General features: G+C 56.1%; 11 protein-coding genes. 8 read left to right on the top strand and 3 right to left on the bottom strand.

The window, feature by feature from the left end; all coding sequences use genetic code 11:
* Nucleotides 1-118 precede the first annotated feature (118 nt).
* Nucleotides 119-1,108: a lysozyme inhibitor LprI family protein gene (locus tag ACIPDS_RS15170; protein ID WP_400737369.1), complete on the bottom strand. Its 990-nt coding sequence runs from the start codon at nucleotides 1,106-1,108 to the stop codon at nucleotides 119-121.
* Nucleotides 1,109-1,275: 167 nt separating this feature from the next.
* On the opposite strand from ACIPDS_RS15170, the gene ACIPDS_RS15175 reads away from it, so the two are divergent.
* Both ACIPDS_RS15175 and ACIPDS_RS15180 read left to right on the top strand, forming a co-directional pair.
* Nucleotides 1,276-1,533, top strand: coding sequence for a hypothetical protein (locus tag ACIPDS_RS15175; protein ID WP_400737371.1), 258 nt, complete (start codon nucleotides 1,276-1,278; stop codon nucleotides 1,531-1,533).
* Nucleotides 1,534-1,797: 264 nt separating this feature from the next.
* Nucleotides 1,798-3,195 carry a glycoside hydrolase family 1 protein gene (locus tag ACIPDS_RS15180; protein WP_400737373.1) on the top strand — a complete coding sequence of 466 codons (1,398 nt, stop codon included), beginning with the start codon at nucleotides 1,798-1,800 and terminating at the stop codon, nucleotides 3,193-3,195.
* 262 nt (nucleotides 3,196-3,457) lie between these two features.
* On the opposite strand, the gene ACIPDS_RS15185 is transcribed toward ACIPDS_RS15180, so the two are convergent.
* Nucleotides 3,458-4,123 carry a TetR/AcrR family transcriptional regulator gene (locus ACIPDS_RS15185; protein WP_400737375.1) on the bottom strand — a complete coding sequence of 222 codons (666 nt, stop codon included), beginning with the start codon at nucleotides 4,121-4,123 and terminating at the stop codon, nucleotides 3,458-3,460.
* A gap of 79 nt (nucleotides 4,124-4,202) precedes the next feature.
* On the opposite strand from ACIPDS_RS15185, the gene ACIPDS_RS15190 reads away from it, so the two are divergent.
* The gene (locus ACIPDS_RS15190) at nucleotides 4,203-5,717 is read left to right on the top strand and encodes an MDR family MFS transporter (protein WP_400737629.1); all 1,515 of its coding nucleotides are present in this window, start codon (nucleotides 4,203-4,205) and stop codon (nucleotides 5,715-5,717) included.
* An 80-nt stretch (nucleotides 5,718-5,797) separates the two neighbouring features.
* Here ACIPDS_RS15190 and ACIPDS_RS15195 read toward each other — a convergent pair whose 3' ends face one another.
* Nucleotides 5,798-6,214 (bottom strand): GNAT family N-acetyltransferase, encoded by a 417-nt coding sequence (locus tag ACIPDS_RS15195; RefSeq protein ID WP_400737377.1) that lies wholly within the window; start codon nucleotides 6,212-6,214, stop codon nucleotides 5,798-5,800.
* 193 nt (nucleotides 6,215-6,407) lie between these two features.
* Between ACIPDS_RS15195 and ACIPDS_RS15200 the strand changes: the two genes are divergently transcribed.
* From ACIPDS_RS15200 to ACIPDS_RS15220, 5 genes are all read left to right on the top strand, one after another.
* Nucleotides 6,408-6,977 carry a TetR/AcrR family transcriptional regulator gene (locus tag ACIPDS_RS15200; RefSeq protein WP_400737380.1) on the top strand — a complete coding sequence of 190 codons (570 nt, stop codon included), beginning with the start codon at nucleotides 6,408-6,410 and terminating at the stop codon, nucleotides 6,975-6,977.
* 134 nt (nucleotides 6,978-7,111) lie between these two features.
* Complete coding sequence (locus ACIPDS_RS15205) at nucleotides 7,112-8,233, top strand: efflux RND transporter periplasmic adaptor subunit (protein ID WP_400737383.1); 1,122 nt, start codon at nucleotides 7,112-7,114, stop codon at nucleotides 8,231-8,233.
* The gene (locus tag ACIPDS_RS15210; RefSeq protein ID WP_400737386.1) at nucleotides 8,233-11,340 is read left to right on the top strand and encodes an efflux RND transporter permease subunit; all 3,108 of its coding nucleotides are present in this window, start codon (nucleotides 8,233-8,235) and stop codon (nucleotides 11,338-11,340) included. Before ACIPDS_RS15205 ends, ACIPDS_RS15210 begins: the two co-directional genes overlap by 1 nt.
* 3 nt (nucleotides 11,341-11,343) lie before the next feature.
* A complete protein-coding gene (locus ACIPDS_RS15215) occupies nucleotides 11,344-12,708 on the top strand; it encodes an efflux transporter outer membrane subunit (protein WP_400737389.1) in 1,365 nt (454 codons plus the stop codon).
* 478 nt (nucleotides 12,709-13,186) lie between these two features.
* A complete protein-coding gene (locus ACIPDS_RS15220; protein ID WP_400737392.1) occupies nucleotides 13,187-14,350 on the top strand; it encodes a multidrug effflux MFS transporter in 1,164 nt (387 codons plus the stop codon).
* The last annotated feature ends 60 nt before the right edge of the window (nucleotides 14,351-14,410 follow it).

A 14,410-nucleotide genomic window follows, 5' to 3' on the forward strand; every position in this document is an offset into this window, starting at 1 on the left:
CCCGGGCTACCGCTCCCAATTTGAATGTGGTGAGCACATTAGCTTAAACCCCGCTCACCGTAGGCCTGAAAGCTACGCGCCATCAGGCGCAATGACGCACAATCGGTAGCCAGAAGGCTTACTGATCCATATAGCGCAGCTTCCATTCGGCAATCGTGCGGGGCATCAGCACCGCATCGTTCCCCAGCGTGCTGAAATAGGAAAAGGCCAGTTTACCTTTACCGTCAGGCTGGATCCGCGCCGCCCAGATATTGCTACCAGCGTACATCACGATGGCCGTACGAGTATTGGCCGCACCACGTACCCACATCGACACCACCGTCGCGCCCACGTTATCGATATCTACGGTATAAATATAAATATTCGCCGTATCGACAAACTTTTGATAATCATTGCCCACCAGCGCGCGAAAGCGTTCATCCATTTTCGGATCGGAAAAAATGGCGAGCGACTGGAGGGTGGCTTTCGGCCGTGGATCGGTATCCGACTTCAGATAGCGCCCATCGATAAACGCACCGCTCGGCATCGATAGACGGCAACCCCAATCGGCATTGCTGTATGCCTGAATGGCGCCACTTTTACGAGGAATAAACAACACCTTACACTTCTTGCTGTCGACCATATCATCAATCAGCACCATGCCGTTTATCTTGCGCGCCTCGGCGGTAAACTCATCCTTATTCATACCCGCCCAAATTCGAATATCCGCGGTAATTGACCAATCTGCGCTATGGCTAAACTGCACCACTCCGCCGCTCATATTGGCCGCGCTGGTATTCCACCAGCGTCCGTCCCAGTTAAAATTCGGCTCTGCTTCGGCAATCTTACTGATCCCGGTGTAATAAGCGCGCTCGATGCACTCGTCCGATGAACAGTCGTCCAGCGACTTCTCCCACGCGACATATTCAGCGTGAACCGAGGGCGCATCGCGATAAACCAACATCGCCCGATAGACGTTCGACATCGTGTCATCGAGCCAGTTGAGATTGGCATTGTTACAGATAGTATTTTCAAGCGGCGTAGCAGCACGCTGGCAGTTCACAGCAAAGGCGCTGGAGGCGGTCAAGGCCATCGCAATAATCAATAAATTAATCAGGCGCTTAATCATTAAGGATACTTTTTGAGCAGATGGTTCGTTTATTTTGGCTAAAAGCATCATCCATTGCAATGAATCATATTAAATAATTCAACATGCGAATAATTCGCATGTGGTTTAAGACAAGCTCAAATATTGTCGCTTGTGGATTATGTGTTCATTTTTTGGATTTACACGTTATGAAGATAGATAGTAGCAATTACATGCTTTCAGCACTTTCTTCGGTCAATTCTAAGGAAAACACTGAACGCAAACCGCTTGGTATTACCCGTGAAAGCGGCCAGTACAGCCCACAGGGCGGCCATTGGCAGCTCTCGCGCGCGGCGGTATCCGCGGTGGTAAGCCTACGTAGAGGAGACGTCATGCCTTATTATCAGGGCAAACCTGCAACGTGGGAATTAATTCAGTACGACCTGAATCAAGAAACAGAGATCTAATATTTAACGATCGATTCACCAATAAAGTATTAATTTAACGCATTAGATCCATCGCGGTGAGAATAATATCTCTCACCGCCCGCAACAGACTCACCAATATTCCCCTTCTTAACTCTCAATCTGAAAAGTCCGTTCCCGGACATGACGTTCAGGCCGTAAACGGTGATCGCGCGCGCGGATAAAAAAAAGTGAACCAGAGAAGATAAACCCTCATTTTCTGCGCCGTGAACTACGCCGCTTTTTTTTGTTTATTCAGGAGATCCCATGACGACCTACACGTTCCCGCAAAATTTCTTTTGGGGCGCGGCAGCCTCTGGCCCGCAAACCGAAGGCGCGCAAGGCAAACCGCATCGCTCTATCTGGGATAGCTGGCACGCCGCGCAGCCGGAACGTTTCTACAAAGGCATTGGGCCACAAACGGTGTGCAACACGCTAAATCGCTACAAAGAAGATGTTGCCCTGATGAAAAACATTGGCTTCAACTCGTTTCGCACCTCTATTCAGTGGTCGCGGCTGATTGACGACCTGGAAACCGGCGAGCCGAATGCTGATGCGGTACGTTTTTATAACGACTATTTTGACGAGATGATTGCGAACGGCATTGAGCCGATGATCAATCTCTACCATTTTGATATGCCAGAAGAATTGCAAAACCGCTACGGTGGCTTTGAGTCAAAACACGTTACCGATCTGTTCGCCCGTTTTGCCGCCACGGCGTTTCGCCTGTTCGGCCACAAAATCAAATACTGGATTACCTTTAACGAACCGATTGTGCCGGTGGAAGGCGGCTATCTGTACGACTTCCATTACCCGTGCAAAAAGGATGGCAAGCTGGCCGCGCAGGTGGCGTTTAACATTATGCTGGCGCACGCGAAAGCGGTGCAGTGCTACCGCGAGCAAAATCTGCCGGGCGAAATTGGCGTGGTGTTAAATCTGACGCCGTCCTACACCCGCAACGACTCGGCGGAAGATAAGAAGGCCGCGTGGTATGCCGACCTGCTGTTTAACCGCAGCTTCCTCGACCCGCTGGTGAAACACGAGTTTCCAAAAGAGCTGTGCGAACTGCTGGCGCAGCATGATTGTCTGCCGGATTCCCGCCCGGAAGAAGTGAAGCTCATCACCGATTCGCGGCTCGATTTCCTCGGCGTGAACTACTATGTGCCGCGCCGCGTTCAGGCGCGCGAAACGCCGTACACCCTCGATTACTTCTCACCAGAGTACTATTTCGAAAACTACGTCGATCCCAACGGGCGCTTTAATCCGTACCGCGATAATAACGAAATTCATCCGCAGGCAATTTACGATATTGCCACCAATATCCGCGACAATTACGGCAATATTAAGTGGTATCTCGCGGAAATTGGCATTGCGATGGATCTGGAGTCGGAAGGGCCGGTGCAGGAAAACGGCGTGATTGAAGACGGTTTCCGTATTGGACTGATGGAGGAACATCTGGTGCAGTTACACCGCGCGATAGCGGACGGGGCGAACTGCTTTGGTGTGCACCAGTGGACATTTATCGACAACTGGTCGTGGCTCAATTCATTTAAACGTCGTTACGGCTTCTACCGTCTCGACCTTGAAACCGGGGCGCGGCAGATTAAGCGTAACGGACTGTGGTTTAAGGCGCTGGCGCAAAGTAATCAGTTTAGTTGTGAATAGCCCCTCAGCGTAACAGCCCCGCCCGGGCTATAGGGCTCACGTAGGCCTGATAAGCATCGCGCCATCAGGCAGTACCGAGCGCGTTGCCGGATGGCGGCATACGCCTTATCCGGCCTATAGCTGACTGGCGCAAAGTAATCAGTTTAGTTGTGAATAGCACCTCAGCGTAACCGCCCCGCCCGGGCTATAGGGCTCACGTAGGCCTGATAAGCGTAGCGCCATCAGGCAATACCGAGCACGTTGCCGGATGGCGGCATACGCCTTATCCGGCCGACAATTGACCCGGACCAATTCCTTGCAACAACACGGCTAATGCATTGCTGACAATCACCTCCGGCGTCAGCATCATTAGCCGTTCGTCGTTGCGCATCCTTGAGAATGGCACCAGCACCAGGCTCAATAGCGTGGTAAACAGCAGCTCCGCCGACAGGTTCGGGTTCACCTTGCCTTCCTTCTGCCAGCGTTTCACCATCTCAAGCGTAGCGTGGTATTTTTCCTCACCAAAACGGGCGTGCAGATGTTGGCGCAGTATCGGCATTTCGCCGATGACCTCCTGCATCCACAGCGGCGCAAACCACTCATGCTGCGCCGCAATGCGCGCCAGCGTTCTCACCATCTCGCTCAATGCCGTCACCGGGGAATCGGGATATTCGCCAAACACGCGGGTAATTTCAGCGCGCAAAGGTAAAAAGCGCTCCTCAATCATCACATCAAGCAATTGCTCTCGTGAATTAAAATAGTAGTGCAGCATCGCCGGTGTGACACCTGCTTCACGGGCAATGGCATTCAGCGACGTTCGGGCGATCCCCTGCTGGGAAAACAGCCGCAGCGCAATATCGATAAGCTGTTCACGGTTATCGGCCTTGGGCTTACTGCCGCGTGGACGCCCAGGTTTACGCGGCTTAAGAAGGTCTTTTTGTGCTGACATCGTCTGGCTGCCTCTTGACCTATGAGTGATCTTCAATAAATATTAATTATACATTTAATTAATTTCAAGCGAGAACATGATGGCGTCCGATATTTCGACGAACGCGCAGCCACCGCAGCAGACGGGAGTCACCTCAATCCGTCTGCTGTTCAGCGCGCTGCTGTTAGTGATGCTGCTCTCCGCACTCGATCAGACTATCGTCTCGACCGCGCTGCCGACCATTGTCGGTGAGCTGGGCGGACTCGACAAGCTCTCGTGGGTGGTGACGGCCTATATCCTCACCTCCACAATCGTGGTGCCGCTGTACGGTAAATTTGGTGATTTGTTTGGCCGTAAACGGGTACTGCAAATCGCTATCGTGCTGTTCCTCGTCGGTTCCGCGCTGTGCGGGCTGGCGCAGAACATGACCCAACTGGTGCTGATGCGCGCCCTGCAAGGGCTGGGCGGCGGCGGGCTGATGGTGATAAGCATGGCGGCGGTCGCCGACGTGATCCCGCCCGCCGAACGTGGACGTTATCAGGGATTATTTGGCGGCGTCTTTGGCCTGGCGACGGTCATTGGCCCGTTGATTGGCGGCTTTATCGTGCAGCACGCCTCCTGGCGCTGGATTTTCTACATCAACCTGCCGCTCGGGCTGTTCGCGCTGTTTGTCATTGGCGCGGTATTCCACTCCAGCAACAAACGCAGCCAGCACGAAATTGACTGGCTGGGCGCGCTGTATCTGACGATGGCGCTTGTGTGCATCATCTTGTTCACCACCGAAGGCGGTACGGTGCGCGAGTGGAGCGACCCGCAGCTGTGGTGCATTCTGGCATTTGGCCTTATCGGCATTGCCGGGTTTATCTATGAAGAAAAGCGGGCGTGGGAGCCGATTATTCCGCTGTCGCTGTTCCGCAACCGCAGCTTTCTGCTGTGCAGCCTGATTGGTTTTATCATCGGGATGTCGCTTTTTGGTTCGGTCACCTTCCTGCCGCTGTATTTGCAGGTGGTGAAAAACGCCACACCAACCGAGGCCGGGTTACAGCTTATCCCGCTAATGGGCGGGCTGTTGCTGACCTCGATTATTAGCGGCAGGGCGATAAGCCGCACCGGTAAATACCGCATCTACCCGATTATCGGCACTTTGATGGGCTTTATCGGCATGGTGCTGCTAACGCGCATTACCCTCACTTCGCCGACCTGGCAGCTGTACCTGTTTACCGGCGTGTTGGGCATGGGGCTAGGGATGGTTATGCAGGTGCTGGTATTGGCGGTGCAAAACACGGTGAGCGCCGATCTCTATGGGGTCGCTACGTCCGGGGTAACGCTGTTCCGCTCAATTGGTGGGTCGATCGGCGTGGCGCTGTTTGGCGCGGTCTTCACCTCGGTGCTGCAATCGCGGCTCGCCAGCCTGCTGCCGGAAGGGGTCGGGATCCCGAAAGGGATGAATCCGGTCGCCATTCACCAATTGCCTGAAATGATCCGCACCGACTATCTCGATGCCTTTGGCGCGGCGATCCACGCGGCGTTTATTATGGCGGCCTGCATTATGGTGGTGGCGTTCGTGCTGTCGTGGCTGCTCAGGGAAGCGCCGCTGAAAACACGGCATGAGTAGAGGGTGCCGGATGGCGCTGCGCTTATCCGGCCTACTCGATTCCGTAGGTTGGATAAGGCAAAGCGGCCATCCGGCAGCCCTTAAAGCTCTTTGGTAAGGTAATGCCGCGCCATCCCTGCTTGCGGAAAATCTTCCAGCGTGTTCACCAACTGAAAGCCCTGCTTTTGATAAAACGGCAGGGCCTGAAAGCTGATGGTATCTACCAGCGCATACCGGCACCCCTTCTCGCGCGCCACGTCCTGCGCACTTTTGATGAGCCGACTTCCCGCCCCCTCGCCGCGCACCGTTTCACACACCCACAGATAGTCGATGCTTAACCAGTCGCCCTTGCGCTGCCCAATCAGGCCACCGCACATCACACCCTGGTCATCGCGGAGATAAACGCAGATATCCCCCCAATCGGAGGCATCAATAAACTGACGGTTATAGGCGCGTAGCCCGGTCAGGAGTTCAGCTTTATCATCGTCGGTTATTATATCTTTTATTAATAATTCCATCCGTTCCCCACCTTATTTTGTGCTATCCCAGTCTTAATTTCACAGAAAATCCTTATTTCCTCCACTATTTTCTGCGAGAAAAAACGGCGGCAGAAATATTCCAGATAATACTTTTCAAAGACGCCTGAAAACGTATAATTAACCAAAAATGAGAACGATCGTTCTCAACATCTCACCAGGCTGGAGACACGCAATGAGCAGCAAAATGGAAGCCCGACAAAAAGCCCGCCAGGATGACATCCTGACCGCGGCCCGCCGCTGCTTTCGTCAAAGTGGTTTCCACGCCGCCAGCATGTCGAAAATTGCCGCCGAAGCGAAGCTTAGCGTCGGGCAAATTTACCGTGAGTTCAGCAGCAAAGACGCCATTATCGAAGCGCTGATCCGCCGGGTTATCGATCATCGTATTGCCGAAATGGAAGGCAAAACGCAGACCCACCTGATGCCGCATATGCTGGCATGGCGCGTCACGCTTAATGAAGACGATGATGCGTTAATGCTGGAAATGTCTGCCGAAGCCAGCCGCAATCCACAGGTTGCCGCGTGGCTAAAAGAAGCCGATGCGCGGATGTTCGACAATGCCTGTAACCATCTGCGTAAGGCGTATTCACATCTTAGCGAAACGCGTATTCGCTGCTGCGTTGAAGTGATGGCGGTGATGGTCGAAGGGACAATTTACCGCCGTCAAATCCCGCAGCAAGTGGCAGCAGAAGAGATGGAAAAAATCTATCAGGACATTATTAATATGCTCGTAATGCCAAAGTAATTAATACCTTTTAAACATCAGGGGAAAATATTTCCCCCTTTTGTCGTTTCTGGCTTTCCAGAGACGCGACTTTTTTCACCCTTATGATCCTCGCATTCATTTGCGAGGAGGACGTCGTTCACCCCGAGAAAAATATGAAATACAGAATAACCACCATCGCAGCATTATTTATCCTGAGCGGATGCGATAATGCCCCCACCGCTTCACCGCAGCGCCCGGCGCAGGAAGTGGGTATCGTCACATTAAAAAGCCAGCCCGTTGCCATTGTCAGCAACCTCACTGGGCGCACCACCGCCGCGTTAAGCGCGGAAGTGCGTCCGCAAGTTTCCGGCATCGTTCAGAAACGGCTTTTTAATGAAGGCGATAACGTGAAAGCCGGGCAGCCGCTGTATCAAATCGATCCGGCGAGCTTTCGCGCCACCTATAACGAAGCGACCGCCGCGTTAAAACAGGCGCAGGCGCTGGTCATCGCTGACTGTCAAAAAGCGCAACGCTACGCTTTGCTGGTGAAAGATAACGGCGTGTCACGTCAGGATGCAGACGACGCACAGTCGACCTGTGCGCAGGATAAAGCCAGCGTCGAGTCGAAAAAAGCGGCGCAGGAAAGCGCGCGCATTAATCTCAACTGGACCACCATCACCGCACCGATCGATGGACGCATTGGGATTTCGTCGGTCACGCCGGGGGCGTTAGTCACTGCCCAACAGGACACCGCGCTCGCCACCGTTCGCGGACTGGAAACGATTTACGTCGACCTTACCCGCTCAAGCGTGGATTTACTGCGCCTGCGTAAACAGTCGCTCGCCACCAACAGCGACACCCTCGGCGTCACCCTCACGCTCGAAGACGGCAGCACCTACAGCGAGAAGGGCCATCTGGCTCTGACCGAAGTTGCGGTTGATGAGTCAACCGGCTCGGTCACCCTGCGCGCGGTGTTCCCGAACCCGCAACAGCAACTGCTGCCGGGCATGTTTGTTCGCGCCCGCATTGATGAAGGAATCATGCGCGACGCGATTCTGGCGCCGCAGCAGGGCGTAACCCGTGACGTGAAGGGCAACGCCACCGCGCTGGTCGTGGGTGCTGATAACAAAGTTGAACAGCGCACCCTGGAAACTGACGGTACCTACGGCGACAAGTGGCTGGTGCAAAGTGGGCTTAAGAGCGGCGACCGACTCATTGTTGAAGGCACCGATAAAGTGACCGCAGGACAGACGGTTAATCCAGTTGCCGTGCAGGAAAACGGAGGCAAAGCCTGATGTTTTCTCGCTTTTTCGTGCGTCGCCCGGTCTTTGCCTGGGTGATCGCTATCTTGATTATGCTCGCCGGGATGCTCGCTATCCAGACGCTGCCCGTGGCGCAGTACCCGGATGTTGCGCCGCCGACGATTCAGATTTCCGCCTCTTATACCGGGGCATCGGCCGACACGCTGGAAAACAGCGTCACCCAGGTGATTGAACAGCAGCTCACCGGGCTGGATAACCTACTCTATTTCACCTCAACCAGCAGTTCAGACGGTTCGGTGAGCATTAACGTCACTTTTGAGCAGGGCACCGACCCGGATACCGCACAGGTACAGGTGCAAAACAAGGTGCAGCAGGCTGAATCACGCTTACCCAGCGAGGTGCAGCAGGCGGGCGTAACGGTGGTGAAATCCCAGAGTAGCTTCCTGCTTATCATGGCGGTCTTTGATACCACGGACAAATCCACCAGCTCGGATATCGCCGACTGGCTGGTGAGCAACATGCAGGATCCGATGGCGCGTATCGAAGGCGTCGGCACCCTCCAGGTATTTGGCGCGGAATATGCGATGCGTATCTGGCTAGACCCGGCGAAGCTGGCCTCCTATTCGCTGATGCCATCCGACGTGCAAACGGCGATTGAAGCGCAGAACGTGCAGGTGTCTGCGGGGAAAATTGGCGCTTTGCCGTCGCCCAATACCCAACAGCTGACGGCAACGGTACGCGCGCAGTCACGGCTACAGACGGTTGAGCAGTTCAAAAATATCATCGTCAAAAGCCAGTCAAATGGCGCGGTAGTGCGTATTGGCGACGTGGCGCGCGTGGAGATGGGCAGCGAGGATTACACCGCCACCGCCAATCTGAACGGACACCCGGCAGCGGGCGTAGCGGTCATGCTGGCTCCGGGCGCGAACGCGCTGGATACCGCTACCCGCGTGAAGGATAAAATCGCAGAGTTCCAGCGCAATATGCCGCAGGGCTACGAGGTGGCCTTCCCGAAAGACAGCACCGAGTTCATCAAGATCTCCGTTGAGGACGTGGTCAAGACGCTGTTTGAGGCCATCGCGCTGGTGGTCTGCGTGATGTATCTGTTCTTGCAAAACATCCGCGCCACGCTGATTCCCGCACTGGCGGTGCCGGTCGTTCTGCTCGGCACGTTTGGCGTGCTGGCGCTGTTTGGTTACTCCATCAACACGCTGACGCTGTTTGCGATGGTATTAGCGATAGGGCTGCTGGTGGATGATGCCATCGTGGTGGTGGAAAACGTCGAGCGTATTATGCGCGACGAAGGCTTGCCCGCCCGCGAGGCCACCGAAAAATCGATGGGGGAGATTTCCGGGGCGCTTATCGCCATCGCGCTGGTGCTGTCGGCGGTATTCCTGCCGATGGCCTTCTTTGGCGGCTCGACCGGGGTGATTTACCGTCAGTTCTCGGTGACCATTATCTCCGCCATGATGCTGTCGGTGGTGGTCGCACTCACCCTGACTCCCGCGCTGTGCGGCTCGATTTTGCGCCACACCCCGCCGCATAAAAAAGGCTTCTTTGGCGCTTTCAACCGCTTCTATAACGCTACAGAGCACGGCTATAAGCATCGGGTCATGAACGTGCTGCGTCGTTACGGCGTGGTGATGACCGTTTATCTCGCCATCTGTGGCGGCATGGCGCTGGCGATGTGGAAACTGCCGGGCAGCTTCCTGCCGGTGGAAGATCAGGGCGACGTGATGGTGCAGTACACCCTGCCCGCAGGCGCAACCGCCGCACGTACCGCCGAGGTACGCCAGCAGGTGATTGACTGGTTCCTGACCAAAGAGAAAGCCAACACCAACGTGATTTTCACCGTTGACGGCTTCAGCTTTAGCGGCAGCGGGCAGAACGCCGGGATGGCGTTCGTGGCATTAAAAAACTGGTCGGAGCGTCCGGGGGCAGAAAACAGCGCCCAGGCCATTGCGCTTCGCGCCACCCAGCAGTTAAGCACCATTCGTGACGCCACACTGTTCGCCATGACGCCACCTGCCGTGGACGGCCTCGGCCAAAGTAACGGCTTTACCTTTGAACTGATGGCAAACGGCGCAACCGACCGCGACATGCTGCTGAAAATGCGTAATCAGCTGATTCAGGCCGCCAATGGCGATCCGTCCATGCACGCGGTGCGCGCCAACGATCTGCCGCAAATGCCGCAGCTTCAGGTTGATATCGACAACAACAAAGCGGTGTCGTTGGGGCTGGCATTAAGCGATGTGACTTCCACGCTCTCCAGCGCCTGGGGCGGAACCTACGTCAACGACTTTATCGACCGTGGTCGCGTGAAAAAGGTTTATATCCAGGGCGATAGCGATGCCCGCGCCGTCCCGTCCGACCTCGGCAAATGGTTCGTTCGCGGTAGCGACAGCAGCATGACGCCGTTCTCCGCTTTTGCCACGACCCGCTGGGAATACGGCCCGGAAAGCTTGGTGCGCTACAACGGTTCTGCCGCTTATGAAATACAGGGCGAAAACGCCAGCGGCTTTAGCTCCGGCGCAGCGATGGCGAAAATGGAAGCGCTCGCCAACAGCCTGCCCGCAGGCACAACGTGGGCCTGGAGCGGCCTGTCATTACAGGAAAAACTGGCCAGCGGTCAGGCGATGAGTCTGTATGCGCTGTCGATTCTGGTGGTGTTCCTGTGCCTGGCGGCGCTCTACGAGAGCTGGTCGGTGCCTTTCTCGGTAATTATGGTTATCCCTCTTGGCCTGCTGGGCGCGGCGATGGCGGCATGGATGCGTGGGCTTAGCAACGACGTCTACTTCCAGGTAGCGTTGTTGACCACAATCGGGCTGTCGTCGAAAAACGCCATTCTGATCGTGGAGTTTGCTGAAGCTTCCGTGGCGCAAGGCTACTCGCTTTCGCGTGCGGCATTGCGGGCAGCGCAAACCCGCCTGCGCCCTATCATCATGACCTCGCTGGCGTTTATCGCAGGCGTTATGCCGCTGGCGGTCGCCACCGGCGCAGGTGCAAATAGCCGCGTCGCCATCGGTACCGGGATTATCGGCGGGACGTTGACGGCGACCCTGCTGGCTATTTTCTTTGTCCCTCTGTTCTTTGTGCTGGTGAAGCGTCTGTTCGCCGGTAAACGTGCGCGCCAGGAGTAAGTTATGTTTCGTTTATCCGTTTTATTTATCGCTCTGCTTAGCGTGGGCTGCGTGTCGATGGATCCCCACTACACGCGCCCGGATGCGCCTATCCCGGCAAGCCTGCCGGGCAGCCACGGTGAAGCTACCGCGGTGGTCGGTCACTGGCAGCAGGTGGTAAACGATGTCCGTCTGCAAAAGCTGGTTAGCCAGGCGCTTAACAGCAACCGCGACGTACAAAAAGCGATTGCCGATATCGACGCCGCCCGCGCGCAGTATGGCGAAACCCGCGCCTCGTTAATGCCGACGCTAAACGCCGAGTTAAGCAATACCCGCAGCCGTACCACGACAAGCGGGATTAGCACCACGGCACAGGCTGACGGCGCGGTATCCAGTTTTGAGTTGGATCTGTTTGGCCGTAATCAAAGCCTCTCCCGCGCAGCCCGTGAAGCCTGGCTTGCCAGCGAGTTCACCGCGCAAAATACCCGTCTGACGATGATTGCCGAACTGACCAGCGCCTGGGTGACGCTGGCGGCGGATAACAGCAATCTGGCGCTGGCGCAGCAAACTATGGCGAGCGCCGCCGACTCGCTGAAAATCGTCGAACGTCAACGGCAGGTGGGTACGGCGGCCGCGACCGATGTCAGCGAAGCGATGAGCGTTTACCAGCAGGCTCGCGCAAGCGTGGCCAATTATCAGACGCTGGTGATGCAGGACAAAAACGCGCTCAATTTGCTGGCGGGCGACATCGTGCCGGATGCCCTACTCCCCGGCACGCTGGAGAGCCTGACGGCTAACACCATCTCACTGGTGCCGGCCGGTATCTCTTCGTCAGTGCTGCTGACGCGCCCGGATATCCAGGAGGCGGAGCATAACCTGCTGAGCGCCAACGCCAATATTGGCGCGGCGCGGGCGAATTTCTTCCCGACGATTTCCCTTACCGCCAGCGCCGGGGTGGGTAGCGATGCGCTGTCTTCGCTGTTTAGTCACGGCATGAGCGTCTGGTCGTTTGCGCCGTCAATCTCCCTGCCGCTGTTCACCGGCGGCAGCAATCTGGCGCAGTTGCGCTATGCAGAAGCCGAGAAAAAAGGGCTGGTCGCAACCTACGAAAAGACGATTCAGAGCGCGTTTAAAGACGTGGCAGATGCACTGGCGCGCCGCCAGACCCTGAGCGAACAGCTGGACGCGCAGCGCCAGTACGTCGCGGCGGAGCAAGAGACGCTGGATGTGGCGATGAAGCGCTATCAGGCAGGCGTGGGGGATTACCTGACCGCACTGACGGCGCAGCGCACGCTGTGGTCGGCACAGCAGACGTTGATTGCGTTGCAGGAGACGGATTTGGCTAACCGCATTACGCTTTGGCAGTCGCTGGGTGGGGGAATTAGCTGAAACAGTTTTGCGGGTTTCCCCTCACCCTAACCCTCTCCCCAAAGGGGCGAGGGAACCGTTTAGTGTCGTCGGTAAGTAACGACACAGGTTATCTCCCTCTCCCTTAGGGGGGGCCGGGGTAAGGGTACCGTTTAGTGTCGTCGGTAAGTAACGGCGCTGTTTTTCTCCCTCTCCCTTTCAGGGAGAGGGCCGGGGTGAGGGTACCGTTTAGTATCGTCGGTAAGTAACGACACAGGTTTTCTCCCTCTCCCTCTCAGGGAGAGGGCCGGGGTGAGGGTACCGTTTGGTGTCGTCGGTAAGTACCGGCACTGGTTTTCTCCCTCTCCCTTTCAGGGAGAGGGCCGGGATGAGGGTACCGCTCGGTGTCATCGGTAAGTAACGACGCTGGTTTTCTCCCTCTCCCTCTCAGGGAGAGGGCCGGGGTGAGGGTACAACTCGCACCGTCCCCCTTCACGATCAATCATTAACAGGAGTTTTCATGTCACGCATTTCTCCATCCTGGGTGGTGGTACTCGGCCTGCTTTGCGCCATTGGCCCACTGTGTACCGATTTTTACCTGCCAGCATTGCCGGAGATAACCGCACAGCTTAACGCTACCGGCACCCAGACCCAGCTTTCGCTCACCGCCGCGCTGCTGGGCCTTGGCCTCGGCCAGCTGTTCTTTGGCCCACTTAGCGACCGTATTGGTCGCAGAAAACCGCTGGTGCTCTCATTGCTGCTGTTTATTTTTGCCTCAGCGATGTGCGCCATCACCCACGATATCCACATGCTGATTGGCTGGCGATTTCTGCAAGGCTTTGCGGGCGCAGGCGGCTCGGTGCTGTCACGCTCGATTGCTCGCGACCGCTATCAGGGCACGCTGTTAACCCAGTTTTTTGCCCTGCTGATGACCGTTAACGGCATCGCACCCGTGCTGTCGCCGGTGCTCGGCGGCTACATCATCACCGCCTTTGACTGGCGGGTTCTGTTCTGGGCGATGGCCGCAATTGGCGTGATTTTGCTGACGCTGAGCGTCGTTGTGCTGCATGAAACGCTCCCCGCCAGAACCGCGAACACAGCGCCGCAGCAGAAAGGAACGCCGGTGCTAAAAAATCGCCGTTTCCTCCGCTACTGTCTGATTCAGGCCTTTATGATGGCCGGGCTGTTCTCATACATCGGATCATCTTCCTTTGTAATTCAAAGTGAATACGGCATGAGCGCCATGCAATTTAGCCTACTGTTTGGCTTAAATGGGATCGGACTGATTATTGCCGCGCTGATTTTCTCGAAACTGGCGCGTCGTGTTGCCGCTGAAACACTGCTGCGCCGGGGGTTACTGCTGGCGGTGTTGTGCGCTGGGACAACCGTGCTTCTCGCCTGGCAGCACTTCCCTCTGCTGGCGCTGGTGGGCCTGTTCTTCACCGTATCGTTTATGAGCGGTATCAGTACCGTATCCGGGGCGGAAGCGATGAGCGCGGTCAGCAGCGCACAGTCAGGCACCGCGTCGGCATTGATGGGCACGCTGATGTTTGTCTGCGGTGGCATTGCCGCACCGCTAGCCGGATTTGGCGGCGAGACAATGCTTAAAATGAGTCTCGCCATGGCCATTTCCTACGCGATCGCGCTATTTTTTGGTCTCGCCAAGCCTCGCTCTGCGCAATAAAAACCCCTGCGGTAATAAAATATTCCAATTCTATTACCGCAGTTTTGCCCGTCCTGACTG

Source organism: Kluyvera sp. NPDC087067 (assembly GCF_044745165.1).
Classification (GTDB): Bacteria; Pseudomonadota; Gammaproteobacteria; order Enterobacterales; family Enterobacteriaceae; genus Kluyvera.